The organism is Devosia sp., assembly GCF_035944845.1.
Lineage (GTDB): Bacteria > Pseudomonadota > Alphaproteobacteria > Rhizobiales > Devosiaceae > Devosia_A.
This window is the reverse complement of sequence record NZ_DASZAW010000060.1, coordinates 26857-52788: the sequence shown is the minus strand read 5'-3', so window position 1 is coordinate 52788 and position 25932 is coordinate 26857. Positions and strand designations below refer to the sequence as shown.

24 protein-coding genes and 1 tRNA gene are annotated in these 25932 nt (G+C 66.4%); 13 read left to right on the top strand and 12 right to left on the bottom strand.

What is annotated here, in order from left to right:
* Window positions 1-1160 (bottom strand): amidohydrolase family protein (locus tag VGV07_RS10140; protein ID WP_326868564.1); only part of this gene is annotated, 1160 nt, incomplete at its 3' end.
* Between the two features lie 92 nt (window positions 1161-1252).
* On the opposite strand from VGV07_RS10140, the gene VGV07_RS10135 reads away from it, so the two are divergent.
* The 4 genes from VGV07_RS10135 (at window position 1253) to VGV07_RS10120 (ending at window position 5213) form a co-directional block, all read left to right on the top strand.
* Entirely contained in the window at window positions 1253-2173 is a 921-nt protein-coding gene (locus tag VGV07_RS10135) for a dihydrodipicolinate synthase family protein (protein WP_326868563.1), read from the top strand.
* 332 nt (window positions 2174-2505) lie between these two features.
* Window positions 2506-3810: an aminotransferase class III-fold pyridoxal phosphate-dependent enzyme gene (locus VGV07_RS10130; protein WP_326868562.1), complete on the top strand. Its 1305-nt coding sequence runs from the start codon at window positions 2506-2508 to the stop codon at window positions 3808-3810.
* Window positions 3811-3822: 12 nt separating this feature from the next.
* Window positions 3823-4293, top strand: a complete 471-nt coding sequence (locus VGV07_RS10125) for an ureidoglycolate lyase (protein WP_326868566.1) — start codon at window positions 3823-3825, stop codon at window positions 4291-4293.
* A gap of 8 nt (window positions 4294-4301) precedes the next feature.
* A complete protein-coding gene (locus tag VGV07_RS10120; RefSeq protein ID WP_326868561.1) occupies window positions 4302-5213 on the top strand; it encodes an aminotransferase class IV in 912 nt (303 codons plus the stop codon).
* Window positions 5214-5305: 92 nt separating this feature from the next.
* On the opposite strand, the gene VGV07_RS10115 is transcribed toward VGV07_RS10120, so the two are convergent.
* A tRNA-Leu gene (locus tag VGV07_RS10115) sits at window positions 5306-5390 on the bottom strand.
* Between the two features lie 152 nt (window positions 5391-5542).
* Between VGV07_RS10115 and VGV07_RS10110 the strand changes: the two genes are divergently transcribed.
* Window positions 5543-6505, top strand: coding sequence for a complex I NDUFA9 subunit family protein (locus tag VGV07_RS10110; RefSeq protein ID WP_326868560.1), 963 nt, complete (start codon window positions 5543-5545; stop codon window positions 6503-6505).
* A 168-nt stretch (window positions 6506-6673) separates the two neighbouring features.
* Here the strand turns inward: VGV07_RS10110 and VGV07_RS10105 are convergent, their stop codons facing one another.
* Entirely contained in the window at window positions 6674-6925 is a 252-nt protein-coding gene (locus tag VGV07_RS10105; protein ID WP_326868559.1) for a hypothetical protein, read from the bottom strand.
* Window positions 6926-7011: 86 nt separating this feature from the next.
* Here VGV07_RS10105 and VGV07_RS10100 point away from each other — a divergent pair, with 86 nt between their 5' ends.
* The 3 genes from VGV07_RS10100 to rlmN all read left to right on the top strand — a co-directional run bounded on the left by VGV07_RS10100 (window position 7012) and on the right by rlmN (window position 9846).
* Entirely contained in the window at window positions 7012-7983 is a 972-nt protein-coding gene (locus tag VGV07_RS10100) for a YafY family protein (protein WP_326868558.1), read from the top strand.
* Window positions 7984-8023: 40 nt separating this feature from the next.
* Entirely contained in the window at window positions 8024-8590 is a 567-nt protein-coding gene (locus tag VGV07_RS10095) for a TetR/AcrR family transcriptional regulator (protein ID WP_326868557.1), read from the top strand.
* Window positions 8591-8844: 254 nt separating this feature from the next.
* On the top strand, window positions 8845-9846 hold the full coding sequence (rlmN, locus tag VGV07_RS10090) for a 23S rRNA (adenine(2503)-C(2))-methyltransferase RlmN (protein WP_326868556.1): 1002 nt from the start codon (window positions 8845-8847) through the stop codon (window positions 9844-9846).
* A 210-nt stretch (window positions 9847-10056) separates the two neighbouring features.
* On the opposite strand, the gene VGV07_RS10085 is transcribed toward rlmN, so the two are convergent.
* Window positions 10057-10959, bottom strand: coding sequence for a hypothetical protein (locus VGV07_RS10085; protein ID WP_326868555.1), 903 nt, complete (start codon window positions 10957-10959; stop codon window positions 10057-10059).
* Between the two features lie 112 nt (window positions 10960-11071).
* Here VGV07_RS10085 and uxaC point away from each other — a divergent pair, with 112 nt between their 5' ends.
* Both uxaC and VGV07_RS10075 read left to right on the top strand, forming a co-directional pair.
* Window positions 11072-12478, top strand: a complete 1407-nt coding sequence (gene uxaC, locus VGV07_RS10080) for a glucuronate isomerase (protein WP_326868565.1) — start codon at window positions 11072-11074, stop codon at window positions 12476-12478.
* Between the two features lie 8 nt (window positions 12479-12486).
* Window positions 12487-12813, top strand: coding sequence for a cupin domain-containing protein (locus tag VGV07_RS10075; protein WP_326868554.1), 327 nt, complete (start codon window positions 12487-12489; stop codon window positions 12811-12813).
* A gap of 227 nt (window positions 12814-13040) precedes the next feature.
* Here the strand turns inward: VGV07_RS10075 and VGV07_RS10070 are convergent, their stop codons facing one another.
* A complete protein-coding gene (locus VGV07_RS10070; RefSeq protein ID WP_326868553.1) occupies window positions 13041-13472 on the bottom strand; it encodes a hypothetical protein in 432 nt (143 codons plus the stop codon).
* A gap of 277 nt (window positions 13473-13749) precedes the next feature.
* Between VGV07_RS10070 and VGV07_RS10065 the strand changes: the two genes are divergently transcribed.
* The gene (locus VGV07_RS10065) at window positions 13750-13959 is read left to right on the top strand and encodes a hypothetical protein (protein WP_326868552.1); all 210 of its coding nucleotides are present in this window, start codon (window positions 13750-13752) and stop codon (window positions 13957-13959) included.
* 7 nt (window positions 13960-13966) lie between these two features.
* Here the strand turns inward: VGV07_RS10065 and VGV07_RS10060 are convergent, their stop codons facing one another.
* The 3 genes from VGV07_RS10060 to VGV07_RS10050 all read right to left on the bottom strand — a co-directional run bounded on the left by VGV07_RS10060 (window position 13967) and on the right by VGV07_RS10050 (window position 18910).
* On the bottom strand, window positions 13967-15847 hold the full coding sequence (locus VGV07_RS10060) for a diguanylate cyclase (RefSeq protein ID WP_326868551.1): 1881 nt from the start codon (window positions 15845-15847) through the stop codon (window positions 13967-13969).
* A 95-nt stretch (window positions 15848-15942) separates the two neighbouring features.
* Complete coding sequence (locus tag VGV07_RS10055; protein ID WP_326868550.1) at window positions 15943-17592, bottom strand: vWA domain-containing protein; 1650 nt, start codon at window positions 17590-17592, stop codon at window positions 15943-15945.
* Between the two features lie 58 nt (window positions 17593-17650).
* Window positions 17651-18910: an Hsp70 family protein gene (locus VGV07_RS10050; RefSeq protein ID WP_326868549.1), complete on the bottom strand. Its 1260-nt coding sequence runs from the start codon at window positions 18908-18910 to the stop codon at window positions 17651-17653.
* Window positions 18911-19185: 275 nt separating this feature from the next.
* On the opposite strand from VGV07_RS10050, the gene VGV07_RS10045 reads away from it, so the two are divergent.
* A complete protein-coding gene (locus VGV07_RS10045; protein ID WP_326868548.1) occupies window positions 19186-20043 on the top strand; it encodes a FecR family protein in 858 nt (285 codons plus the stop codon).
* 127 nt (window positions 20044-20170) lie between these two features.
* Here VGV07_RS10045 and VGV07_RS10040 read toward each other — a convergent pair whose 3' ends face one another.
* From VGV07_RS10040 to VGV07_RS10025, 4 genes are all read right to left on the bottom strand, one after another.
* Window positions 20171-22489: an EAL domain-containing protein gene (locus VGV07_RS10040; protein WP_326868547.1), complete on the bottom strand. Its 2319-nt coding sequence runs from the start codon at window positions 22487-22489 to the stop codon at window positions 20171-20173.
* 370 nt (window positions 22490-22859) lie between these two features.
* Entirely contained in the window at window positions 22860-23261 is a 402-nt protein-coding gene (locus VGV07_RS10035; protein ID WP_326868546.1) for a hypothetical protein, read from the bottom strand.
* A 123-nt stretch (window positions 23262-23384) separates the two neighbouring features.
* On the bottom strand, window positions 23385-24758 hold the full coding sequence (locus tag VGV07_RS10030; protein WP_326868545.1) for a HAMP domain-containing sensor histidine kinase: 1374 nt from the start codon (window positions 24756-24758) through the stop codon (window positions 23385-23387).
* Window positions 24742-25422, bottom strand: a complete 681-nt coding sequence (locus tag VGV07_RS10025; RefSeq protein ID WP_326868544.1) for a response regulator transcription factor — start codon at window positions 25420-25422, stop codon at window positions 24742-24744. Before VGV07_RS10025 ends, VGV07_RS10030 begins: the two co-directional genes overlap by 17 nt.
* Before the next feature lie 212 nt (window positions 25423-25634).
* On the opposite strand from VGV07_RS10025, the gene VGV07_RS10020 reads away from it, so the two are divergent.
* The gene (locus tag VGV07_RS10020) at window positions 25635-25892 is read left to right on the top strand and encodes a DUF1344 domain-containing protein (RefSeq protein WP_326868543.1); all 258 of its coding nucleotides are present in this window, start codon (window positions 25635-25637) and stop codon (window positions 25890-25892) included.
* Window positions 25893-25932: the final 40 nt, after the last annotated feature.

Genomic DNA, 25932 nt, shown 5'->3' with positions numbered 1-25932 from the left:
GCCTCGGGGGATGGACCGGATACTACGGAAAACCCGGCCCCGTCGTCATGCTTCAGGGCTGGCTCGAAATCCAAACCGCCAAGCGCGCCGTCCAAACCCTCGCCGCACACCTCAATGTGTGAATCTAGTAGCCCCTCAGGGAGAGGGGCCGAAACCAAATCCACCAACTCCCGCGCCGTCCCATAGAACAGCGCGTCCCGCTGCGCCGTACTCAGCCCGATCTGCCGCGCCCCGCGCTTCATCGCGCGCAACTGCTCGTAGCGGATATAGGTCATCCGCCCGTCGCAATGGCTCAGGCCCATCGAGTGGTTGGTCGGCGAGAGGTAAGCCCAGGCCCGGCCAAAGGTGATGTATTTGCCGCGCATCGGCCCGATCATATCGTCCGAGCCGTACATCACCCGCTCCACCCCGACCCCGGTATAGAGCGCGTCGAGCGCATCGGAATCGCACACCGTCGAGGTGTCGTACCAGACGTTCGGCAGCCCCCTGAGCCGCGCTGCCGCCGTCTCGATCGCCCAGGCCGAATAGCTGCGCGCGCAATGCGCCAGCACCCATTTGGCGCCCGGATATTTCTCGCTGAGCCGCACCATGTCCTCGATGTTCTCGGGGTCGGCGATGGCGTCGCGCTTGCCCAGGTGCATCATGATGATCAGCCCCAGCCGGTCGGCCACCGCGATCTGCTGCTCGGGCAGCATATCGGTGATCCGGCATTGCACCGGGTCGGCGGCATAGAAGCGGTAGGGCTTGAGCCCGATCAGCCCGGTGCGCCGGATTTCGGCTTCCACCGCCGCGGCGCTCATCCCCGGGTGCACCAGCATCAGCCCGCGCGAGCTGCCGCCGCCCTTCGCCACCTCGGCCGCGACATAGCTGTTCGAGCCCTCGAAGTCGCAGGGGTTGGGGAACGGGAACGGGAACGACAGCCGCTCGATCTGCCGCCCCGGGAACAGCGTTGCATCGACCTCGTCGGCCAGTTCCCAGGTCACTTCGGGGAAGTACGCGCCGATGCTGCCGGCAAACGGTCCGCTGAGCCGGTTCGGGTCGAGATCGAAGGCCCAGCGATAGATATGGGTATGGACGTCGAACACCCTCTGCGGGACGAAATCGGCAAGCTCGTCCTCCCAGATCTGCCGGTCCAGGTCGGTCGGGTCGAGATCGCGCATGAACTGGTGTGCCTCACAAGGTGTCCACCCTTGACACCGATACAGATGTTATAATGATAAGCTAATAGCAGAGACAAGGGGTGAGGGCCGCCATGAGTCGCTATCCGCGCACCGTGCTGGGCACGGTCTGCCTGCCCTGGCGTGACGATGGCGCGCTCGACGAGCCGCTGTTCCGTCGCACCATCGGCACCCTCGTCGCCGCGGGGCTGCCCGACCTCTACATTTTCGGCACCGCCGGCGAAGGCTACGCCGTCACCGACGGCATGTTTCGCCGTGTCGCCGCCATCTTTGCCGAGACCGTCAACGAAGCAGGCGGCGCCGCGCCGATGGTGGGCATCGTCAGCCAGTCGCTGTCCACCATGCTCGAGCGGATCGACTATTGCCTTGGCCTCGGCATAGCCAGCTTCCAGGTCTCGCTGCCCAACTGGTCGGTGGTCACCGATACCGAGTTGCGCCGGGTCTTCGCCGAACTCTGCGGTGGTTTCCCCGAAGCGAAATTCCTCCACTACAACCTGATGCGCTCGGGCCGGCTGGTGTCGCCGCGGCTCTATGCGGAACTGGCGGCTGCCCATCCCAACCTCGTCGCCACCAAATATGGCGGCGGCGATCCGTTCTTCATCTCGGGCCTGATGCAGCACGCGCCGCAACTGCGCCACTTCTTCACCGAGCAGGGCTACTATATCGGTGCCCCGCTGGGCGAATGCGGGTTGTTGACCTCTATCTCCTCGAGCAACCCAACGCGGGCCTTCGAATATCTCAACGCCGGCGCCACCGGCGACTGGCCGCGCCTTGCTACGCTCTATCGCGAACTTTGTGGCGTGCTGCACGCGTTGCTCGACAGCGCCGGCGGCAGCTTTGTCGACGGCGCCTACGACAAGACTATCCTGAAACTCTCCGAACCTGATTTCCCCCTGCGGCTGCTGCCGCCCTACGAGACGGTGGGGGAGGGAGTGTTCGAGGCGTATCGGAAGCGGCTCGCCGCGGAGTTCTCGGATTGGCTGCCGGCTGACTAGCTCCAGCGGCTTTCGCCTCCCTCCCCCTTGAGGGAAGGGCAATCGCATATGGGTCTCCCCACCGGCGTCTCGGTGGTCCTCCACCGTGAAACGGGGGAGGGGGACCGCCGAAGGCGGTGGAGGGGGCGGCAGGATACGCCGGTGTTTGGGGTCGCCCCCTCCACCAGCTTCGCTGGTCCCCCTCCCCCGCTTCGCAGGGGAGGACCACGGCGAGCTCAGCGGCTGTCCATATGCGATAGCCCTCCTCTCAAGGGGGAGGGGAGTCCCCGCGCATACTTGACGGCTACTTGGTTATTCTCATAACAATATAGCATTGCGTTGGGGGAGACGGAATGGGCAAGGGGCAGGACCTTTGGAAGACGGCGAAGACCGTCATACCGGGCGGCAACATGTTGCTGTCGAAGCGCCCCGAAATGTTCCTCCCCGAGCAGTGGCCGGCGTACTTCTCCAGGGCTGCCGGCTGTCGTGTCTGGGATCTCGACGGGCGCGAATATATCGACATGTCGATCATGGGCATCGGCTGCAACACGCTTGGCTATGGCCGGCCGGAGGTCGATGACACCGTCAAGCGAACCGTTGATCTCGGCAACATGGCGACGCTCAATGCCCCCGAGGAAGTCGAGCTGGCGCAGCGGCTGATCGCGCTCCACCCCTGGGCCGACATGGCGCGCTTTGCCCGCTCGGGCGGCGAGGCCAACGCCATCGCCATCCGCATCGCCCGCGCTGCGTCGGGCAAGGATGGGGTGGCGCTATGCGGCTATCACGGCTGGCACGACTGGTATCTCGCCAGTAACCTCGGCGACGAGAGCAAGCTCGCCGGCCACCTCTTGCCGGGGCTCAGCCCCAACGGCGTGCCGAAATCGCTGCGCGGCTCGGTGTTCACCTTCAACTACAACAGGCTCGACGAGCTCGAGGCGCTGATCCGCACACAGGAGATCGGCGTCATCAAGATGGAGGTGTCGCGCAACTACGACCCTGACCCGGGGTTCCTGGTCAGCGTGCGGAAGCTTGCCGACCAGCACAACATCATCCTGATCTTCGACGAGTGCACCTCCGGCTTCCGGCAAGCCCTCGGCGGCCTGCACAAAGTCTATGGCGTCGATCCGGATATGGCGGTGTTCGGCAAGGCGCTCGGCAACGGTTATGCCGTCACCGGCGTCATCGGCAAGCGCGACATCATGGAGGCGGCGCAGAACACTTTCATCTCCTCGACCTTCTGGACCGAGCGCATCGGCTCGGTCGCGGCGCTGGCAACGCTCGAGGTGATGGAGGCGGAGAAGTCCTGGGAGAAGATCACCGATACCGGCCGGGCCATCACCGCCCGCTGGCAGGCGCTGGGCCAGAAATACGGATTGCCGCTCACCACCGCGGGCGTCCCGGCGCTCACCGGCTTCAGCATCAAGTCGCCCAACGGGCTCGCCTACAAGACCCTGATCACCCAGGAAATGCTGGCGGCCGGCTACCTCGCCGCCACCAGCGTCTATACCTGCACCGAGCACACGCCGGAGATCGTCGACGGTTATTTCGCGGCGCTCGAGCCGATCTTCAACACCATCCGCGAATGCGAGGATGGCCGCGACGTCAAGGCGCTGCTCAATGGCCCCGTCGCCCATAGCGGCTTCACCCGGCTCAACTGAGAGTCCTTGACCATGTCCCTCCCGCCGCTCGCCTCCGCCGACCTCTCTCCTTTCGCCACGCTCGTCCGCGCCGAGGGCGGCAAGTTCACCACCATCCCTCAGGTGCTGGAGCCGGGCGACGTCCCTGGCCAGCACGCCTTCGCCGTGCTCTGTCCGCAACCGGTGGACCCCCAGTCGATCAGCATCAGCTTCCTCGAGCGCCACCCGCACTCGACCCAGACCTTCGTGCCGCTGCAGGTCGGCCGCTGGATCGTGCTGCTCGCCCCGACGCTTCCCGACGGCGCGCCCGATCTCGCCAACATCCGCGCTTTCCTCGCCGGCCCGGAGGATGCCGTCTGCATCCATCGCAATGTCTGGCATGCCGGCCTCACCGTGCTCGATCGCCCGGCCGAAGTCGGCATGATGATGTGGCGCTCCGCCGCCGGCCCGGCGGATGACGGCATCGTCTTCGAACTCAAGGCCCCCATCGTTCTCAGCGTGTGAGGCATGCGATGACGCGACTGGTCTATATCTCGGGCGAACTGGTGCCCGAACACGAAGCGCGGATTTCCATCTTCGACAGCGCCATCATGCTGGGCGACACGATGACGGAATCGACCCGCACCTTCCGCCACATCCCGTTCAAGCTCGACGAGCATATCGAGCGGCTCTACCAGTCGCTGAAGCTGACGCGCATCGATCCGCAAATGAGCCCGGCCGAAATGAAGCGGGTGACGCTCGAGGTGTTCGAGGCCAATCGGCCGAACTACGCCCCGCATGAGGATGCCTGGATCGTCCACAACATCTCGCGCGGCCTGTCGGTCGCCGGCGCCGATCCGACCAAGCAGCTGGGCGCCGCCACGGTGATGATCTTCACCCAGCCGATGAACCTCCTGCCCTGGGTGGATTTCTATTCGAAGGGCTGCCACGGCGTCACCCCGATGAGCCGCATGGTGCCGAGCCAGTCGCTCGACCCCCGCATCAAGAACCGCAGCCGCCTCGCCTATACGCTGGCCGAGATGGAAGCCAAGCTCGTCGACCCCCAGGCCCAGAGCGTCATCCTCGACCTCGATGGCCACGTCGCCGAAAACAAGGGCGGCAACATCTTCTGCGTTTCGAAGGGCGTGCTCCGCACCCCCTCCACGGTCAACTGCCTCGCCGGCGTAAGCCGCGCCACGGCGCTCGAACTGGCAAAGGGGCTGGGTATCCCGACCGAGGAAACCTCGCTGCTACCCTACGACCTCGCCACCGCTGACGAGATGTTCTTCACCTCGACGCCTTACTGCATCATGCCGGCAACCAAGTTCAACGGCTTGGCGGTGGGGGATGGGAAGGTTGGGCCGGTGACCAAGCGGTTGTTGGCGGCGTGGAGCGAGCTGGTTGGGGTGGATATCGTGGCGCAGGCGGAGGCGCAACGGGGGTAGTCTCACTCGGTTGAAGACAACATCAGGCCTTCCGCACTCACATCCCGCCAAAAACAAAAGGCCTCCCGTGAGGGAGGCCCTTGCGTAGCCATTGGTGCCCTGGAGAAGACTCGAACTTCCACGTCTTTCGACACACGGACCTGAACCGTGCGCGTCTACCAATTCCGCCACCAGGGCAATCCGATGGGCGCCGTTCACTAGGTGACTGGGAGGGGGCTGTCAACTCGGTTTCTTGCCCGACCACCTTTGCTCCACTCGACACGTCGTGACCCGCAGGCTAGAAGCGGCGAAACCCTAGCTCGATTGCCTTGCCCGGAGCCGCCTCAGCCATGGAATCCACCTCGAACCTGGTCACCATTTTCGGCGGCGCCGGTTTCATCGGGACCCAGGTGGTGCAGCTCCTGGCCCGTCGTGGCTATCGCATCCGCGTCGCGGTGCGTCGGCCCGATCTCGCCGGCCATGTGCGCCCGCTCGGCGCCGTCGGGCAGGTGATGCCGATCCAGGCCAATATTCGCAACCGCGAATCGGTCGAGCGCGCCATCCGCGGCGCCGGCGTCGTCATCAACCTCGTCGGCATCGGCCACGAGGGCGGCAAGCAGCGCTTCCGCGCCGTGCATGCGATGGGCGCGAAGAATGTCGCCGAAGCCGCCAAGGCACTCGGCGTCAGCACACTGGTGCATGTCTCGGCGCTGGGCGCCGACCCGCAGGCGCCGAGCGGCTATGCCCGTTCGAAGGCGCTGGGTGAAACCGAAGTGCTCGCCGCCTTCCCGTCGGCAGTGGTGATCCGCCCCTCGATCGTCTTCGGGCCCGGCGACGGCTTCTTCAACCGCTACGGCATGCTCGCCCGCATGCTGCCGGTGCTGCCGGTGATCGGGGCGAAGTCGCGGCTGCAGCCGATCTATGTCGGCGACCTCGCCGAGGCGATCTGCCGCGCCGCCGAGGGCCAGGTGAAGGGCGGCAAGATCTATGAGCTCGGCGGCCCGGAAATCGCGACCCAAAAGGAATTGGTGGCGCGGGTGCTGACCGACACCGGCCGCACCAACCTGCTGCTGCCGCTCCCCGCAGGGCCGGCGAAGCTCCTGGCGCTGCCGCTGTCGCTCTTGCCCTCGCCGCTGATCACCTCCGACCAGGTCGACCAGCTGCAGGCCGATAACGTGGTGTCGGAAGAGGCCAAGCGCGAAAAGCGCACGCTGGCGGCTTTCGATGTGGCGCCGACGGCGATGGATGCGATCCTGCCGAGCTATCTGTGGCGGTTCATGAAGAACGGCCAGTTCGACCGGCAGACGGCGTAGGCTGACTTTGGGTGGCAAGTTGCTCGCCACCCCCACCGGGTGTCATCCCAGCGAAAGCTGGGACCCATCTCACCGCCTGCACCAGCCGATAGTTGGGTCCCAGCTTTGCCTGGGATGACATCGAGTTTTGGGTGAAATCAGTGGTCAGGCCGCTCGTCGGCAAGCCCCTCACCGATAATCCTCAGGCACGCCGATATCCCGCAGCAGATGCGGGGACAGCTGGTCGAGCGGCGTACGCATCGTGCGACGCAGGGTCCGCTTCAGCATGGCGTTGGCATAGCGCCGGAGCACCAGGGTGCGGAACCACGCGCCAAAACCGCGTGCCGGCAGGTCGGCGCGCAACACGTTGATGCTGGCCACTGCCTGCCGCAGCTCCGTCGCGTCGCGTGCCCGCTCGTTTCTCACCTGCTCGAAAGCCATTTCGCGTCTCCTCGTATCTTCAGGAAACGACTCTATTCCGCTAAGACTGACACCCGCTGTCAGGGTTGCTGGTGTAGAGAGAGTTCATGCGTGCCAGTCGCCTCCTCACCATCCTGATGATCCTCCAGACCCGGGGGCGGACCAGTGCCGAGTCGCTGGCCGAGGAACTCGAGGTCTCGGTCCGCACCGTCTATCGCGACATCGACCAACTGAGCGCCGCGGGCGTACCGGTCTATGCCGAGACCGGCCGCAATGGCGGCTTCGCCCTGCTCGATGGCTGGAAAACCCGGCTCAACGGGTTGACCGCGCCGGAAGCCCGGGCGCTGTTCTTTTCCGGGCTGCCGGGGCCCGCTGGGGAACTCGGGCTCGGCGAAGAAGCGGCGCAGGCCGAACTGAAGCTGCTCGCGGCGCTGCCGTCGGATTGGCAGGCCGAGGCGCGGCGGATGAGCTCGCGCTTCCATCTCGATCCGCGCGGCTGGTTCCAGCCCGGCCACAAGCCGGAGTTCCTGAAGCTGGTCGCCGAAGCGGTGTGGAGCGAAACCCGCATCGCCATCCGCTATGAGAGCTGGAAGGACGTGAAAGACCGGGTGATCGAGCCGCTCGGCCTCGTCCTGAAGGGCGGCGTCTGGTACGTCGTGGCGCAGCGCGACGGCAATAGCCGAACCTACCGGCTGTCGCAGATCCAGGCGCTCGGCCCCACCGGGCAGACCTTTACCCGGCCCAAGGATTTCGACCTGCCCAGCTACTGGCAGGAGGCGACCAAGCAGTTCGAGCGCGATATCTATGTCGGCATCGCCCATGTGCGCGCCACTGCCGGCGGGCTGCGCAAGCTGCGGGATCTGAGCGATACGGTGCGACGCGCCGTTGAGGCACTGGCGCCCACGCCCGACGCCGATGGCTGGTGCGAGCTCGACATCCCGATCGAGGAAGTCGGCTGGGCCAGCCATGAGTTCATCAAGATGGGCGACGATGTCGAAGTGCTGGGCCCACCGGAGCTCCGCAGCCGCGTCGTCACCAATATCAGCAAGATGGCGCGACGCTACGGGATAACCAGCTGAAGAGTGGCGCATAACCGCCGCGGCGGTTATCAATCGGCACATGCCGCGCCCCAAGCTTGTCTCCGACGATCAGGTTCTCGATGCCACCCATGCCGCCATGCTGCGGCTGGGGCCGGAACGCTTCACGCTCTCGGATGTGGCCGAGGCGGTGGGGCTGAGCCGTGCCGCCCTGATCCAGCGCTTTACCGACAAGCGCACGCTGCATCTCAAAACCCTGGAACGCTCGACCCAGGAGGTGCGCGACTATTTCGCCTCTGCATCGAACGAGCGGGGTCTGATCCCGCTCTGGGCCATGCTGCGCGACCTGATCGGCGGCATGGGCTCGGGCGAGGGCTTTGCCGGCTACCTGCTGCTGGCCTGGGGTGATGTCAACGATGCGGGGCTGAACCGGCTGGCGCGCGAACGCAACCAGTTGGTGCGGCAGGCGATCTTCGAGCGGCTGCCGGAGACGGCTGATCGGGCCGATTCGGCGGCGCTGATCCAGATGGTGATCCAGGGCGCCTGCATGCTCTGGCTGGTCGAGCCACAGGGAACGCTGGCAGGGTTCACCGAGGCGGAAACACGCAAGGTGATCGAGCGGCTCTATCCGGGCGAGCGGCTGGAGTAGGGCCTCTACAGGCATCGTGGCTCCGCACACCCCCTCCGAGCTGCGCTAGGTCGCTACGCTCCCAAGCTTCGCTTGCCTCCCCCGTCGAGGGGGAGGTGGGCATCCAGTCCGTGGCAGGCTCTAGCCGAAATCACCGGCGGACACCCTCCCCTTGACGGGGAGGGATGGGGTGGGGTGTGCAGCGGGCGCGATGTTCGTGGCGACATCCACACATCATCTTGATTTATAACTGACACGTAAGTTATAAATATTGGATGCAACCGCCACCCTTCGCCCTCGACCTCAGCTCCGACGCCTTCGACGCGCTGCCCTCCGGCCCGCGCCTCAGCTATCGCGAGCTCTTTTCGCCGCACGAAGACCTGCCCAGGCCACTGCGCCGTTGGGCCGCCGCGCATGCCATTGCGCCGCGCGCCTTGACCCGGCGCGACCGCCAGCTCGGCGGCACCTCCGAAAAGCACCTGTTCGGGCTGCGCGACGGCTATGCCGTCGAATCCGTGCTGATCCGCCGGCGCGACGGCTTTACCGCCTGTATCTCGTCGCAGGTCGGCTGCGCTTTCGCCTGCCAGTTCTGCGCTTCGGGGCAGGCCGGGCTGAAGCGCAACCTCTCGCCCGGCGAGATCGTCGAGCAGGTGGTGCGGCTGGGGCCGAAGGTGAACCGCATCGTCTTCATGGGAATCGGCGAGCCCTTGAACAACTATGACAACGTGCTGGCGGCGATCCGCATCCTGCGCGACCGGCGGGGGCTCGATTTCCCAACCACCGGCATTACGCTATCGACCATCGGCATCCCCAAGGGGCTGAAGGCGCTACGCGAGGAGCATCTGGGGCTCAACCTCACCATCTCGCTGCATGCCACCACCGACGCGGTGCGCGGGCAGCTGATCCCCGGGGCGCGCAAGCACGCCATTGCCGACGTGGTGGGCGGCGCCTTGAGCTGGGCCCGGCGGCACAACCGCGTCGTCACCTTCGTCTACCTGCTGCTCCCCGGGATCAACGACAGCGAAGCCGACCTCAGCCGGCTGATCGGCATGTTTCGCGGGCAACCGGCCCGGCTCAACCTGATGCGCTGGAACGAAGTCGACGGCCTCGGCTTCGACCGCATCTCCGATCACCGCCTGATGCAGTTCCGCGCCGGGCTCGAGCGTGCGGGCGTTCCCGTCGTGGTGCGCGACACCCAGGGCAACCGCATCGACGCCGCCTGCGGCCAGCTCTGGCTCCGCGACCTGCGGGGGCAGCCGGTGGCGCGGGCGGCCTAAGGGGTTCGGGTTGGTTGCCCGGCTCAATGGTTGGGCTCGACCTTGCACCACCCGCCGGCTGTCATACCTGCGAAAGCAGGGACCCATTCCGCAGCCCGCGCAGGCGGATAGTTGGGTCCCTGCTTTCGCAGGGATGACACCGCGTTTGGCTCAACTGATCAGCAAGACCATTAACATTGAGAGCGCGCTACGCTCGAGTGCCCGAATGTCCTACCCCCTCAACCCCAGCAGCCGCTCCACCCCGCAGCCGGAGATCACCATGCGCTCCTTGCCGTTGCCGGTGAGCATGGCGCCCCAGTCGACCACGCCGCCATCGGCGAGCTGCATATCGCCGGCGAAGATGTGGAAGCAGCAGCCGGCGTAATAGCTGCCCGCCGCCGCGCGGCCGATTTCCTCGAACAGCTCGGCGCCATTGGCTTCGGCAACGCCGCGCAACGCCTCGAGCCGGGCGTCGATGTTCGGGGCGCTGGTGCGCGTGTAGCCGAGCCGCAGCGCCGTGCCCGGCGCGAGAAACTGCCCGAACGCCTCGAGCAGCAACCCCACCTGCCGGCCCAGCGCCTCGGCCTCAAAACCGTAGCCGCCGCGATCGCGGCCGCCGCTGACCAGGGCAAACAGCCGGAAATGCGCCAGCATATTGCCGTCACCATAGTTCTGCGGCCGCACCACGCGGTGGCTGGTCGCGAGGTGCACGTCGTCGCGGCCGCCCTGGCGCAGCCGCGCCGCCTCGAGCGCCAGCACGTTGGTCGGGTCCGACACCACTTCGCCGCGCCGCGTCGTGCCGATCGACCAGTCCTGGTCGACCGTCGCCACCACCGAGCAGGCCCCGAGCGGCGCTACCGGCGACAGTTCAACCGGTTCGAACCGGCCTTCGCACAGGCTGAGCGCCAAGTGCTCCCAGGCCAGCAATGCCGCCCGATCCGGCCGGGCCACGCCGAAGAAGCGGCTGGTGGCAAAATCCCTGAGCAGTTCGGCCGGGCTGCGCCTGCTGGCGCGGCGGCGGGTGACTTCGATCAGCAGCGACTGCAGGTCGGACGGATTGAGCCGCGCGGCCAGAATCTCCGCCAGCCCTTCGACGCCGCTCTCGCGCTCGATCCGCTCGATGATCCCGCTCATTGCCAGTCCTCCTTTCTGACCCATTGCAGGGGGAGGGGGTATCGATCAAGCCCTCGGCTTTGACATCGGCGGCCGCGCTAAGTAACCAAGTGGTTCGGAGGAACTGTTGACCATGACTTTGCTCGACGAGAACCGGCTGTTTGATGCCGAACCCAGGGCGCGTGGCATCGCGCAGGCGCTCTATGCCGGGATCAAGGACCTGCCGCTGGTCTCGCCGCATGGCCATACCGAGCCGCGCTGGTACGCCGAGAACGAGAAGTTCCCCGATCCGGCGCAGCTGCTGATCGTCCCCGATCACTACGTGTTCCGCATGCTGTTCTCGCAAGGCATCCGCCTCGAGGATCTGGGGGTGCCCACCAGCGACGGTTCGGCGGTCGAGACCGACGGCCGGACGATCTGGCGGCTGTTCGCCAAAAACTACTACCTGTTCCGCGGCACCCCGACCCGCTCCTGGCTCGACCACACCTTCGCCACCCTGTTCGGCGTCACCGAGCGGCTGAGCGAGAACAATGCCGACGCGGTCTACGACCAGATCGCCGAGTGCTTGCAGCGCGACGACTATCGCCCGCGCGCCCTGTTCGAGCGCTTCAACCTTGAAGTGATCTCCACCACCGACGCGGCGCTCGACGACCTCAAGTGGCACCGGATGATCAAGGGCAGCGGCTGGCAGGGCCGGGTGGTGCCGGCATATCGCCCCGATTCGGTGGTCGATCCGGACTTTGCCGGCTTTGCGGCCAATCTCGACAGGCTGGGGGAGATCACCGGCGAAGATACCGGCCACTGGAATGGCTATCTCGAGGCGCACCGCAAGCGCCGCGCCTACTTCAAGCAGTTCGGCGCCACCTCGTCCGACCATGGGCACCCGACCGCCGAAACGGCCAACCTCCTCCCCAAGGAAGCCGGCCAGCTCTACGACAAGGTGCGCAGCGGCAAGGCCGAGCCGCGCGATCGGGCGCTGTTCCGCGCCCAGATGCTGACCGAGATGGCCCGCATGTCGATCGACGACGGGCTGGTGCTGCAGATTCACCCCGGCGCCTGGCGCAACCATTCGCCGGCGATGCTGGCAAAGTTCGGCCGCGACAAGGGGTTCGATATCCCCTCGCGTACCGACTATGTCGGGGCGCTGAAGCCGCTGCTCGATGCGGTGGGGACCGATCCGAAGCTGTCGATCATCCTGTTCACCCTCGATGAGAGCGTCTATGCGCGCGAGCTGGCGCCGCTGGCCGGGGTCTATCCGTCGCTGAAGCTCGGGCCGCCCTGGTGGTTCCATGACAGCCCCGAGGGCATGCGCCGCTTTCGCGAGATGGCGACCGAAACGGCGGGTTTCTACAACACCGTCGGCTTCAACGACGACACCCGCGCCTTCCCCTCGATCCCGGCGCGCCACGACGTCGCCCGCCGCGTCGATTGCGCCTTCCTCGCGCGCCTCGTCACCGAGCATCGGCTCGACGAAGACGAGGCCCACGACGTCGCCAAGGACCTCGCCTACAACCTGGTCAGAAAGGCCTACAAGCTGTGAGTGACAGAATGTCCCCCCTCTTTGCCCAGCCCGGCGACGGCAAGCACACCGAGCTCGATGGCTCGTCCCGCCGCGTCATCCTCGATCTGCCCGAACTGATGCTGGTCGAATTCACCTTCGAAAAGGGCGGCATCGGCGCGCTCCACTCGCACCCGCATCTGCAGACCAGCTACGTCGCCGAAGGGCTGTTCGAGGTAACCATCGACGGGGTCACCGAAGCCATCGGCAAGGGTGGCGCCTATATCGTGCCGTCGGGGCTGGTGCATGGGGTCAAGGCGCTCGAAGCGGGCAAGCTGATCGACAGCTTCACGCCACGGCGCGACGATTTTTTGTAGGAGTCCGCGGGCACCGGCGGGTGGCGCCGGTATGCAAAGTGACCCTCAGCAAGTCCCCCACACTCGGTGTCATCCCAGCGAAAGCTGGGACCCATTTCGCAGCCCGCGCAAGTGGACAGTTGGGTCCCAGCTTTCGCTGGGATGACAGCCGGTGGGTGGGGCACGACCCGTGATGTGCACCAGGTTCCCGCCTGCGCCGACCTCACTCGGCGCGGCGCCCAGCCCCCTCACCAGGTCTCGATGCCGGCGCGCGCCATGGTGAAGCCGTGGGTTTCGTCCTCGGTGTTGCAGGTGAGGCCGGTGGTCTCGGAATAGCAGACGAAGCCTTCCATCGCCGCCCGCTCGCCATACTCCAGCACCTGCTCTGCTCCGCAGCAACTGGGGTCGGCAACTTCGTCCAGTTCTTCGGCGGCGTCGGCGCCCAGCACGACGCGGACATAGTCCGGCTCCACCCGGTCGCATACGATTTCGGGGCCGCCGTCTTCCGGCTGATAGACCTCGGTTCCCCCTTCGGGGGTGATGACGCAGCCGATATTGCCCGACGGCATGACGAACTCGATTTGCCCGCTGTCGTTGGCGTCGAGATCGACCTCGGCGGCCGTCGCAGGCATCGCCAACAGCACTGCAATTGCGGCGCCGAGCATCAGTGACCTGAACATTGCAGTCCTCCCTGCGTGGTGCCCGGGAGACTGCGCCGGCGCCGCTGAAGCCGCGATGAACCGCGCAGTCATTGTGCTGCGCTTTGGGCGGCGGCATGACCTCCGGTGGCCGCCTCGTCGAGGCGATTTCCTCCGAAGCATGACAGGTCCGATCACGTTTCCTGTTCTCCACACAATCCACACCGCGCAGCAGTTGTGATCGAGCGCTCGTTGAGCCAGTGGAACCCCGGGTGCAGCGTCGCATTTGAGTAAGCATAACCACGCGGGGGATTACGCATTGGACGATAGCTATCGCGGCTATATCATCCGCGTGACGCGTGCCGCCCAATGGCATGCCATTCTGCTCGAACCCGGCACCGGCGCGGTGCTGCCCACCAAGGCCACGGCGCTGCTGCGCGAGGGGCGCGGCATGGCGCTGGAGCGGGCCAGAAAACTCGTCGATCTCTACGCCGCGGCCTTTGCAGAGTTGCGCGACCGCGCCGCCTGAGCGCTGCTCAGCCCACCCCGGCCGCATCGCGCGGCTTCCAGCCCAGCACCCGGTTTCGCCCTGCCGCCTTGGCCTCATACAGCGCCTCGTCGGCGCGCGACAGCAACTGCCCAGGGCTGCGCCGGCTCTCGCTCGTGGCATAGCTGGCGACGCCGGCGCTGAGCGTGACGATGCGCCCAGGCGAGGCGGGATGCGGCAGCCTGAGCTCGGCCAGCGCCCTCCGCACCCGGTCGGCGACAACCAATGCACTCGCCTCGTCGGTACCGGGCAGGATGGCGACGAATTCCTCGCCGCCATAACGGGCGGCCAGGTCGCCTTCGCGCAGCAGCGCCATCCTGAGGCAGCGGCCGACCACGCGCAGGCACTCGTCGCCGGCCGGGTGGCCGAGCGAGTCATTGTAGGATTTGAACCAGTCGACGTCGAACATGGCGAGGCTGACGGCGCGCCGCTCGTGCTGGCTGCGCTCGAGTTCCTCGGCCAGCCGCAGGTCGAACGAGCGCCGGTTCATCAGCCCGGTCAGCCCATCGGTCTCGGCCAGCAGCTTCAGTTCGGTGGTGAGGCTGCGCAGCTCGCCCTCGGTCTGCTTGACGCTGGTGATGTCCGAGATCACCACCATGGCGGCGCCTTCCTCGGTCGGCCGGGTCTGGATCAGCAGCCAGCGCCCGTCGAACAGGTTGACCTGCTCTTCGGAATGTTTGCCGAGCGAACCGGAGACCACCTGCAGCCAGACCTCGGGGTCGCCCAGGTTCAGCTGTTCACCGGTCTCGACCACCCGCATCAGGATGTCGCGGATATGCGCGCCGGGCTTGCGCGCCTCGCCGGTGAGCGGAAACAGGCTCTGGTAGCGTTCGTTGCAATAGACCAGGTAGCCGTTGCGATCGAACATCGCGAGGCCGTCCGACATCTCGTTGACGGCGTAACTGAGCAGGTTCCGGCTGTCGGTCAGCTCGACTTCGAGCTGCTGCTGCTCGGTGATGTCGCGCGTCGTGCCGGCAATGCCGATCGCCTCGCCGTCGGAATTGTGCAGCGCCACCTTGGAGGTGAGAAACCAGCGCTCGCCGCCCGCAGCGTCGACCAGCCGTTCCTTGCGGCCGAGCACCGGCTGTCCGCTCTGCATGATCTGCTGCTCTTCCTCGAACAGCTGCGTGGCGCGTTGGCTGTCGGTCAGGTCGAAGTCGGTCTTGCCGATCAGGTCTTCCGGCTGCCGGTAGCCGGCATTCTGCGCCACATGAAGGTTTGCCGCGACGAAGCGGCTGGCCCGGTCCTTGATGTAGAAATACTCGGGCGAGCGGGTCAGCGCCGCGCTCAACAGGTCGCGTTCGGCCGAGCGCGCTTCGCCGCGCGTCACCACGAACCCAGCGAGCAGCGTCGCAACGAAGATCAGCGCCGACGCCGGCACGGCCATGGCGCGCAGCGCGTCGGTGAGCGCCGGCAGCGTCAGCGTGATGAGCAGTGACACCAGCGCAATGGCCGACGCCACGCCGACGATGTGCAGTGCCCTGGGCGTTCGCCCGTTCAGCGCCAGATTTACGATCAGCCCGATCAGCGCGACGATGCCGATCGAGATCAACCCATGCACCACACCGGCGCCACCGACGGCGATGCGATAGGCGCCGGTCAGTGCGGCCGCGACGATTGCCGCGAGGGGGCCACCGAACAAACCGGCGATCGCCAGGGGCGCCGAGCGCAGGTCGAGCAGCACGCCGGGTTGGCCTTCGACGGCGAAGACCATCGTCGCCATGGCGCTGAGGCCCATGAAGCTGCCCAGCGCCAGCTGCCGCACCGGCCGGCGGTGCCGGTGCAGCCATTCCTGCGCCAACGTCCATAGGGCGAACACCGTGCCGACCACGGCAAAGTTCGCCACCAATGCGTGCAAGAAGTCGTCCAAAACCCTGCCGCCAACTCGTGCGTTGGCAGCAGCCTAGCCGGTGATGGTTGTGTTTTCGGTAACGCCGGCCGGCAAACTCCGCCGACCGGTCGCCCTCATTCGACCGTGACCTCCAGCCGTTCGCCGGCAACGACGGTGATGCTGGTTTCCTTCGGCGCGCCCTCGGCCGGTGACGCGACGACCACATAGTCGCCCGCCGTCAGCGTCGTCTGCAGGGCCCCGCCATAGCCGTAGGTGAAGGAGGTGCGGTTGCCCTGGATGTCTTTCTTGGCCCCGAACACCTCGACCTTGTCGGTGCCAGGCGCCGTAATCGCCACGACCCCGGCCCCGAGGATGGCGTTGACCTCGGTGCGCTCGCCGGCAACGACGCTGAACGGCGTTTCGAGCTTGGCGCCGCCGACGCTCGACACCAGCACATAGTCGCCGGGCGGCAACTCGAAATTGTGGTCCGGGCCGTAACTATAGGTCAGCGACTTGCGGTTGCCCTGGATGTCTTTTTTGGCTTCGAGGATTTCCTCGAACAGCTCGCTGTCTTCGACCTTCATGCCCTCGATATAGAAGGCGTTGACCGCCGCGACGCCGACCCCGACGACGATATCCTGGCTGATGAGCTCACCGGCCTTGACCGCAATGGCTTGGCTGGCGACCCCGGTGCCGATCGTCACCTGCACCCTCGTCTCTCCGGCCGGCACCCAGACCTTGGTTTCGCCATAGCTGGTGGTGCTTTCGCCATTGGGAAACTCGGTGAACACCGCGGCATTGCTGTCGGGCTCCGCCCCGGCGCTGGGCAGCGGCCGGATGGTCAGTTGGCCGGCATTGAGCATGAAGAACGGTTCCGCCACCTTGTCCGCTTCGATGGTCACCGGCATCTGCACGTGGGCATAGCCGATGCTCGAGCGCACCAGATAGTCGCCCGGCTCGAGCTTGCCCTTGTAGTTGGGGCCATATTCGGTGGCGACATATTCGCCCTCGCTGCCATCGGCATTGGCCTTGTGGATTTCCCAGACGATGTCGGCATCGGACGCGATGGAACTGTCGCCCTCGGCAATCACCACCTGCGGCACGAGATTGAATTCCACCGCCACCGGCTCGGGTTCGGGCGCCGGCTCGGGTTCCGCCGGCGTCGTCACCTCTGCCACCGTGCTCCTCAGCGCCTCGGTGAGCGTTTCCTCGTCGCCGGCCGCGATATACTTGCCGCCGGTGTTTTCGGCGAGGCACGCGACCTGCTTGCCCTCTTCATCGGTGAGCCCGAAGCCCACCACATGGGTGGTGAAATCGACGCCCTGGCCCTCGAGTGTCGATGCCAGCGCGCAGGGATCCGCCTCGCAGGTCTCGAGCCCGTCGGTGATCAGGATTACCGTCGCCTTGTCTTCGGTATATTTCAGGTCCTCGGCCGCGAGTTGCACGGCCGCCGAGATCGGCGTCTTGCCTTTGGGGGTGATGCCCGCCGCAGCCTCGCTGATTGCGGCACCGGTTCCGGCGGCCGGTGGCACCAGGAGCTCGATATCGTCGCAGGCGCCCTTCTCGCGGTGCCCGTAGCTCATGAAGCCGAGCTCCAGCTCCTTCGGCACGCCGGCCAGCACCTGGTCCAGTGTCTCGCGGGCGATCTCGATGCGCGCCTTGCCATCGATCTGCGCCCACATCGAGCCGGAGCCATCGAGGATGATGATCGCCTTCTCGGCGGCTAGCGCCGGTGCCGCAAACAGCAACAGCATGACGAGCAGCGAACGGATTGATGGCAGCATCGAAAACCCCCTTTGGTGCCTATGCACTGCTCAAGGGGTAGCGAAGCCAAGCTGAAGGCTAGCTGAACCGCCGCGACGCATCGAGGGCGAGGCCGAGCCCGACGCTGCCGAAGGCATCGGTTTCGACCGCCCTGGCCTCAGGGAACAGCGCTCTCAGCATGTTGCCGACCGCCGGCACCCGGGTCGAGCCACCGGTCAGGATCAGCGTATCGATGCGGTCGCCCGGTACGCCCGCCGCCGTCAGCGTCTTGCCGATTGCGGCGGCGATCGATGCCGTGGCGCCCGCGAGCGCACCATCCAGCTGCTCGACGCTGATCGGCGTCTCGAGTTTCACGTCGCGGGTCGCGAAGCGGAACTCGGTTTGCGGCGCCTCGCTCAGCGCGATCTTGGCTTCCTCGACCCGCCCGGCCAGCCGGTGTCCCTGCCGATCCTCCACCAGCGCGATCAGCATGCCGACCAGGTCGGGGAACTGCGCCTCCTGATAGGTCGAGTGCAGCTCGAGCAGCGTCTTCTGGTTGTAGAGCCGGTTGATCCGGTGCCAGGTGGCGAGATCGTAATAGGGCGCCGAGGGCAGGGGGCGCTTGCCGTCCGCCGTCTCGGTCCCGTAGCCCATCAGCGGCATCACCTTTTTCAGCGACAGCAGGCGATCGAAATCGGTGCCGCCGACATGGACGCCGGCCGTGGCAAGAATATCGGCCTTGCGGTCGGCGCGCCTGGCGCGATCCGGCGACAGCCGGATCACCGTGAAGTCCGAGGTGCCGCCACCGATATCGGCGACGAGGCCGAGCTCTTCACCCTTGACCTGCTGCTCGTAGTCGAGCGCCGCCGCGATCGGCTCGAACTGGAACTCGATATGGCGAAAACCTTGCGCCTTCACGGCCCCCTCGAGCTGGCGCTGCGCCTCGGCATCGGCCTTGTCGTCGTCGTCGACGAAGCGCACCGGCCGGCCGCAGACGATGTCTTCGATCTCGTGGCCGAGCGAGGCTTCCGAGCGCCGCTTCAGTTCCGCAATGAAGCGCCCGAGGATATCGGAGAATTTCAGCGCCTCGCGCTTGACCCGGGTGGTGTCGTTGAACAGCGAGGTGCCGAGCACGCTCTTGATCGAGCGCATCAGCCGCCCGTCGGCGCCGGTGACATACTCGGAAACTGCCTGGCGACCGAAGAAGGTCCGGTCTTCCTCGAACGAGAAGAAGATCGCCGACGGAATGGTGGGCTTGCCGTCCTCGAGCGGCAGCAGCCGCGGCGGCATGTTGTGGCCTGCCGCGGCCAGGGTAGAGTTGGAAGTGCCGAAATCCATGCCGCAATGGGTTCGCGCCATTCTCTGCTCCAGAACTGTACCGAAAGTTGCGCCGGGCGAACCGGCAGCAGGGCCGCGCGATATAGGCGGTATGGCGGGACCTGTCGAGGGGCAGTCCAACTCCGCCGACATTCCGCCCCGATATGCGCAATTGTCGCAAATGCGGCGCGTACGCGTTTACGCTTATTGGCGTTGTGAGCGCCCCGCTGATCACGAGATAGGTCTCGTTAAGGAATCGGCGACGAGCTGCCCGGCCTATGGCTCGCGAAGTTGATGTGAGCGGGCAGGAGGCCCCCATGCTTAACAGGATGTTGACGTTGCTCGGGCTCGTCATGGTGATGAGCGTTGCTTCCGGCTCGGCGGTACTCGCCGATGACTGGGTGGCGGTGAAACTGCGCGGCCAGGTGCTGCAACTGGTCGCAGGCGACTGGGCCAAACTGCAGCGTGGCGATGTAGTGCCCGACGATCGGGTGATCCGCACGCTCGGCAACGGCCGGGTCGACCTGCAGCGCGATGCCGAAGTGGTCAGCCTCGGCGGCAACACGCAGATCCAGATCCGCGACAAGGCCGGCAAGCGCTTCACCACGGTGCAGCAACATTTCGGCACGGTCGAGATCGAGGCCGAGGTGCGGAACGTGCAGCACTTCGCCGTCGAGACGCCATTCCTTGCCGCCGTGGTCAAGGGCACGCACTTCACCGTCAAGACCAGCAAGACCGGATCGTCGGTCAAGGTGAAGCGCGGCAGGGTCGAGGTCAGCGACAATAAGAGTGGCGCGCATGTGCTGGTGCCGGCCGGCCAGCAGGCGACGGTGGCGGCGACCGGCGAGATTGCCGTCAGCGGCCGCGGCGCCAGGTCCTCGCAGGTGGTCGGTGCCGACGGTCAGGTGATCTCGGGTTCCGCCACCGGCGGCGTCAACGTCACGGCAGGTGCCGTCGGGACCAATGCCAGTGTCGGAGCTGGCCCCGATGGTGTGACGGTCGAGGTGTCGACACCGGTCGGTGTGAGCGCCGGCGCGGATGTCGGCAGTGACGGCGCGTCCGTCGATGTCGATGTCGGCGGCACCAATGTCGGAGTCAGCGTCGGCGGTGGCAACGGCGTCTCGGTCGATGTCGGCGGGGTAGGTGTAAGCCTGGGGCTGGGCGGGTTGCTGTAGCCCTAAAGCGTCCTCTAGCACCGGCCTCGCGCTTCCCTCCCCCTTGAGGGAGGGGGTGGTGCAGTCAGCACCGAGGTTCCCCTCACCACCCCCACCCCCAACCCCTCCCCTCAGGGGGGAGGGGAGCTCAAGCCGCTGCGCGTTCCGCTTCGATCCGTGCGGCGATCTCGGATGCCGGTACCGGCCTCCCGATCAGATAGCCCTGGCCGATATCGCAGCCCATGCCGGCTAGCAGCTGGCGTTGCGCTTCGGTCTCGATGCCTTCAGCGACCGTAGTCTTGCCCAGCCGCCGGGCCAGGTCGATGATGGTCTGGACGATGGCGGCGTTGGCGGTGTCCGGCGCGAGTGTCCGCACGAAGCTCTGGTCGATCTTCAGCTTGTCGAAATCGAGCCCGCCCAGGTAGCTCAGCGACGAGTAGCCGGTGCCGAAATCGTCGATGGCAATGCCGACGCCCAAAGCGCGCAGGTCAGCGAACATCTGCGATAGTCGCTCGGGTGTGTCGACCAGCACGCTCTCGGTGATCTCGAGATCCAGCCGTCGCGCCGCGAACCCCGTCTCGACCAGCACATCGGCCACCCGCTCGCCGACATCGTCGAGCCGGATCTGCGCCGCCGAGACGTTCACCGCCAGCCGTCCGGTCCAGCTCCACGCCGCGGCGGCCCGGCAAGCCTCTGCCAGGACGAACGCCCCGAGCGGCACGATCAGCCCGGTCTCTTCCGCCAGCGGAATGAAATCGGCCGGCGACACCGGCCCGAGCACCGGGCTCTGCCAGCGCACCAGCGCTTCCACCCCGACGAGCGTTCCGTCGGCGAGGCTGATCTGCGGCTGGAAGACCACGGTCAGCTCGCCCCGGCCGATCGCCTGGCGCAGCTCCGCATCGATCCGCCGCCGTCGGTCGACCTCGATCTGCATGCCGGCCTCATAGGTGGAAACGCCGAGGTCCGGCGCTCCGACCCGCAGCGCCAGTTCGGCGCGCCGCAACATCTCATCGGGCAAAATACCCTCGGCGGCGCTGTCGACTGCGAGGGTCACGTCGACATGCACGTTGTGCTCGTCGACGACGATGGCCGGCCGCAGCGCGGCGCGCAGCCCCCAGTCGAGCCGCTTGAGGTTCGCCTCGGTCGGTGTCCTGCTCAGCGCGATGGCAAAGACGTCGCGGTCGATCAGCCCGACCGCTCCGAGGTCCAGCAGCTGCAGTCGGCCGGCAATGGCCCGCAGCGCCCGCTCGGCCACCCGCTGGCCGAGGGCGCCGCGCACCAGGTCCATCCTGAGGATCCCCACCAGCATCAGAGCCGCGGGTGGGCTTGCCGTCATCTGCTCGAGCAGACCGTTGCGCGACAGGGCGTCTGTTGCGGCATCGTGCCGGGCGAGGTGCAGCAGCCGCGCCTGCGCCCGGCGCCGTTCGGCATACTCGCGCATCAGGGCGAACACCACATGCTGGCCGAGCAGCAGCAGCGCTGCGATTTCGAAGCCGGCCGTTTGCAGCACCAGCCCATAGTGCCGCTGCAGCAACAGCGCCGCGAGTTCGCAAACAACGATGGCGGCGAGCGCCAGCACCACTGCGTAACGCACCCGCAGCCGCCAGCCCAGCAGCGCCGACCCAAGCGCCAGCAGCGCCGCGGCGGCAAGCCCGGGCCAATAGCCGAGCGGCGTCAGCGCCCGGTTCGCCTTCAGCGTCTCGAGCCCGGCAATCTGCACCAGTGGCCCCGGCAGCATGCCGTAGCGCGGCACCGCGAAGATATCGCGCAACTCTATTGCGCTGGCCCCGATCACCACTTGCCGATCGGCCACCCGCTCCGCGTCGACCCTGCCGGCCAGCAGGTCGCCCGCCGGAATGCGGTCGATGCTCCTGAGGTCGATGCCATAGTCGATATGGATATCACCATCCGGCGCGGGCTTGCCGAAAAGCGCCACCGGCAGCGCCGGAACGCTGATCTCGCCCTGGGTGGTAATCGCCGGGAAGCGATCGATCAGGCCTTCGCGGGTCGCCGAGACATTGACCGAAACCGCCGTCGCCTGTGCGAGGAGCGGCGCGATCGGCAGGCTGAGCTGCGTAACCCCGGTCGCCCCGTCCACCTGTTCGAAGGCTGCGAGATAGGCATATCCACCGGCGGCCTCGAGCGCCGCGGCCAGCGCCGCATCGCCCTCGGGGCTGGAGCGCGCGGAAAAATCGATGTCGAAGGCGACGTCCGCCGCGCCGAGCGCCATCAGCCGGTCGAGCAGTTCGGCATGCACCTGCCGTGGCCAGGGCCAGATGCCGACCTGCTGCAGGCTCGCACTGTCGATATCGACGAACACCACCTGGCCGCTGGCCGGCCGGTCGCTGAGCTGGAACCGGGTATCTCCGCTCAGCCGGTCGAGTGAAGCGAAGGCGCCGAAATGACCGGCGAGGAACACAAGCCCCACAATCAGGGCCGCAAGCCCAACCCGCGCCAGCACCGCCACTTGCAGATCCGCCCCAGCCTCTTGTCGGCTCGACGATAACCGCAACGGCTCTGGGAAGCATTAACGGAGGGCCGAACAGTGGGTATGCAGATCGGGCTAGAACGGCCCCCGCCGGGCCTTCGGCAACCTCATCGCCACCATGTCCCCACTTCGCGGGTGAGTTGAACACCGCAAGTGCACCACCCACGATGTCATCCCAGCGAAAGCTGGGACCCATTTCACAGCTCGCGCCGGCAGAGCGTTGGTCCCTGCTTTCGCAGGGATGACAGCCGGTGGGCAGTCAAGAGTTGAGCAAAACCCAATCCAACCTCGAGTAAGCCTGGCCGAAAATGGCATTCGGACGCCGCCGCAGCGGCGTCCGCTACGCCAGTCACTGGATGTAGAGCTGCACGTTGCCGCCGACGTCGACGATATCGACCACCTGGTCGACCTTGATCTTGTTGTCGGCGAGCAGCTTTACCGCGGCCGGGTTCTTGTTCAGCGCTTCGCGCAACAGCCCGATGCTCTGCGAGTCCTCGGTGAGCAGGTTCACCGCCTTGCCGGATTTGTCGGTCCAGGCGGTATCGTAGTTGTAGACCGTCACGCTTTTGGCGCCGATGAGGTCGGCGACCTCCCGGGCATTGAAGACCGCCAGCTGGCTGGCGAATTCATCGACGCCCATCGCTGTGCCGGGCGCGCCATTGGTGAACTTCGGCACGGCGGCGAGCACCGGGCCGGCGGCGATCAGCGCGGCGACGAGGGCGACGACGGAAAGGCTGGAGAGCTTGTTCATTTCTGGATACTCCGCATGATGTGTTGGCGTCGGCGGAGGGGCCGGCGGTCGGTGCAACGGCATCGGCGGGGAGGGTTATGCGCTGCGCGGTTTACGCGATGCTCTCGCCAAACTTACAAATCCTCAAGCCGCGGCGCCGAGGTCGGAGACCGGGAAGCGGACGATCACCCTGAGACCCGGCTGGTTGTCCTCGAGCCGCACGCTGGCGCGATGCCGCGTGGCAATGGCCTGCACCAGCGCCAGCCCCAGGCCTGCACCCCTTTCGTCGCGCTCCGGGTTGAGCCGCCGGAACGGCTCGAACACCTCGGTGCGTCGCTCGGCCGGGATTCCCGGCCCGTTATCGGCGACGATCAGCACCGGATGCTGGTCCTCGACGCCGGCGCTGAGCTCGATCCGTGCGCCCGGCGGACTGTAGCGCGAGGCATTGGTGATGAGGTTGACCAGCAACTGCACCACCATGCGGCGATCGCCGACAATGGTGGCATCGCCGCTGAGCGGTGCCTCGATCAGCTCTTGCCGCGCTTCCTCGACCACCGGCTCGAAGGTCTGCAGCGTTTCGCTCACCAGTTCGCGCGCCGAGAACGCCGCAAAGCCGGACTGGTCGTCGGAGGCCTCGATGCGCGAAATCCTCAGCACCGTGTCGAAGATGCCGTTGAGCCGCTCGATCTCGGCCTGCGCCTCTTCGAGCAGTTGCGTCTGCTCCGCCTCGCCCGGCGCCTCCTCGGCCTCCTGCAGCAGGATATAGGCGCGGCTCAGCGGCGACTTGAGGTCGTGGGCGATCGAGATCACCGTGTTGCGCATGGTGTCGAGCAGGTCGCTCAGCCGGTCGAGATGGGCGTTCATCTGTCGCGACACCCGGTCGACCTGGTCGTTCGAGCGGCCGACCGGCAGGCGCACCCGGCTGTCGCCGCGCGCCACGCGCTCGAGCGTTTCGGCCATCCGGTCGAGCTTGGCCGAAACGCCGTGGCTGGCGAGGTAGCCGATGGCCAATGCCCCGATGCCGACCACGATGCTCGCCAGCATCAGCGCGCGCCACAGCGCCGCCGAGCCCACTTCGACGAAGAACAGCGTGCGCCCGAAGGTCACCCGATAACCGCCGATATCCTCGGTCAGCGCCAGGTATTTCTCGGTGGGGGTCTTGGTGTTGACGCCCGAGGTGATGGTGCTCCAGCCCAGCTTTTCCGGCCGCGGAATGTCGTCGCCGGCGAAGAGCGTGCCGTCGGGGCGATAGAGCGCCACGACGAAGAAGCGTGGCCCCGCCGCGGCGGCCGAGCTGTCCACCAATTGGCGCAACTGGTTCATGTCGCCGGTCTCGGCGGCTTCGCGGAACAGCTCGAACTCGTTGCTGACCAGTGCCCGGATCTCGCTCTCGGCCTCGCTGCTGGTCTGGCTGACGATCACCACGCCGGCAACCAGGAACACCGCGAGGAACAGCAGCAGCAACAGCACCGCCGAGCGGAACGCCGCCCCGGCGAGGATGCTACTGACGCGGTGCATGGATCGAGTAGCCGGTATTGCGCGTGGTGTGGATCAGCGGCACTTCGAACGGCTTGTCGATCTTGGCCCTGAGCCGGCTCATATGGGTTTCCACCACCGTGGTCTGCGGGTCGAAATTGAAATCCCACACCTGCTCGAGCAGCATGGTCTTGGTGACGATCCGCCCGGCATTGCGCATCAGCAGCGCGAGAATCGCGAACTCCTTGGCCTGCAGGTCGATGCGGGTGCCCGCCCGTGTCGCGGTGTGGGCCATCAGGTCGAGTTCGAGGTCGTGAATGCTGAGCCGGCTCGAAGCCTCCGCCGTCTGCGGGCGGCGCGCCAGCACGGTGATCCGTGCCAGCAGCTCGGAGAAATGGAAGGGTTTCACCAGGTAATCGTCGCCACCGGCCATCAGCCCTTCGACGCGGTCGTCGACATCGCCCATCGAAGTGAGGAACAGAATCGGCATGGTGCGGCCGGAGGCTCTCAGTGCCTTGGCTACCGAGAGCCCGTCCATACCCGGCATCATCCGGTCGAGCACCAGCACGTCGCAGCTGTTGTAGAGGCAAAAGGTCAGGGCATCGCGGCCGTCATACACCGTCTCGACGCTATGCCCCTGCTGGGCCAGCCCCTTGCGGATGAACTCCGACGACGTCCGGTCATCCTCGGCGACAACCACCTTCACCGTGCTTCGAGCTCCAAACGGGGCGCACCCGACATGGGCTTGCTGCCGTGCGCGAACCTATACCCGGTCGCCCGCCGCTGTCGGCTTACGAATATGTAAGTTTCGGGAAAGGCGGGGGCAATCGGGTGGTCGCAGCTTCCGTCTCGCCGCTGCACCACGCACCGGCCGCCACCGCTAGCTGATGTGGCGAACCCGACGAAAAGGAGATCGTCATGCGCAAGATCCTCATTCCCCTGATGCTCGTTGCCTCGGTTGGCGCGTCCTCGATGGCGCTGGCTGCCCCCAGCACTGCCCACGGCGCCATCCAGTCGATGGACGGCAAAGCCTGCACCGTCACCCTGGCCGACAAGGCCGTCTACCAGTTTGCGCCCAAGTGCGATTTTTCCAAGCTGAAGGCCGGCGAGAACGTCGCCATCACCTATACCCTCAACGGCAAGACGAACCAGGCCACCGCGATCGTCGCGAGCTGATCAGTCTCCCGATCATCGAGCGGCCCGAAGGCGAGGAGCT

What these genes read in the sequence shown, in the direction of transcription:
- VGV07_RS10135 (WP_326868563.1), top strand. Translation starts at nt 1,253, where the DNA reads ATGAGTCGCTATCCGCGCACCGTGCTGGGCACGGTCTGCCTGCCCTGG.
- VGV07_RS10130 (WP_326868562.1), top strand. Translation starts at nt 2,506, where the DNA reads ATGGGCAAGGGGCAGGACCTTTGGAAGACGGCGAAGACCGTCATACCG.
- VGV07_RS10125 (WP_326868566.1), top strand. Translation starts at nt 3,823, where the DNA reads ATGTCCCTCCCGCCGCTCGCCTCCGCCGACCTCTCTCCTTTCGCCACG.
- VGV07_RS10120 (WP_326868561.1), top strand. Translation starts at nt 4,302, where the DNA reads ATGACGCGACTGGTCTATATCTCGGGCGAACTGGTGCCCGAACACGAA.
- VGV07_RS10110 (WP_326868560.1), top strand. Translation starts at nt 5,543, where the DNA reads ATGGAATCCACCTCGAACCTGGTCACCATTTTCGGCGGCGCCGGTTTC.
- VGV07_RS10105 (WP_326868559.1), bottom strand. Translation starts at nt 6,925, where the DNA reads ATGGCTTTCGAGCAGGTGAGAAACGAGCGGGCACGCGACGCGACGGAG.
- VGV07_RS10100 (WP_326868558.1), top strand. Translation starts at nt 7,012, where the DNA reads ATGCGTGCCAGTCGCCTCCTCACCATCCTGATGATCCTCCAGACCCGG.
- VGV07_RS10095 (WP_326868557.1), top strand. Translation starts at nt 8,024, where the DNA reads ATGCCGCGCCCCAAGCTTGTCTCCGACGATCAGGTTCTCGATGCCACC.
- rlmN (WP_326868556.1), top strand. Translation starts at nt 8,845, where the DNA reads ATGCAACCGCCACCCTTCGCCCTCGACCTCAGCTCCGACGCCTTCGAC.
- VGV07_RS10085 (WP_326868555.1), bottom strand. Translation starts at nt 10,959, where the DNA reads ATGAGCGGGATCATCGAGCGGATCGAGCGCGAGAGCGGCGTCGAAGGG.
- uxaC (WP_326868565.1), top strand. Translation starts at nt 11,072, where the DNA reads ATGACTTTGCTCGACGAGAACCGGCTGTTTGATGCCGAACCCAGGGCG.
- VGV07_RS10075 (WP_326868554.1), top strand. Translation starts at nt 12,487, where the DNA reads ATGTCCCCCCTCTTTGCCCAGCCCGGCGACGGCAAGCACACCGAGCTC.
- VGV07_RS10070 (WP_326868553.1), bottom strand. Translation starts at nt 13,472, where the DNA reads ATGTTCAGGTCACTGATGCTCGGCGCCGCAATTGCAGTGCTGTTGGCG.
- VGV07_RS10055 (WP_326868550.1), bottom strand. Translation starts at nt 17,592, where the DNA reads ATGCTGCCATCAATCCGTTCGCTGCTCGTCATGCTGTTGCTGTTTGCG.
- VGV07_RS10050 (WP_326868549.1), bottom strand. Translation starts at nt 18,910, where the DNA reads ATGGCGCGAACCCATTGCGGCATGGATTTCGGCACTTCCAACTCTACC.
- VGV07_RS10045 (WP_326868548.1), top strand. Translation starts at nt 19,186, where the DNA reads ATGCTTAACAGGATGTTGACGTTGCTCGGGCTCGTCATGGTGATGAGC.
- VGV07_RS10035 (WP_326868546.1), bottom strand. Translation starts at nt 23,261, where the DNA reads ATGAACAAGCTCTCCAGCCTTTCCGTCGTCGCCCTCGTCGCCGCGCTG.
- VGV07_RS10030 (WP_326868545.1), bottom strand. Translation starts at nt 24,758, where the DNA reads ATGCACCGCGTCAGTAGCATCCTCGCCGGGGCGGCGTTCCGCTCGGCG.
- VGV07_RS10020 (WP_326868543.1), top strand. Translation starts at nt 25,635, where the DNA reads ATGCGCAAGATCCTCATTCCCCTGATGCTCGTTGCCTCGGTTGGCGCG.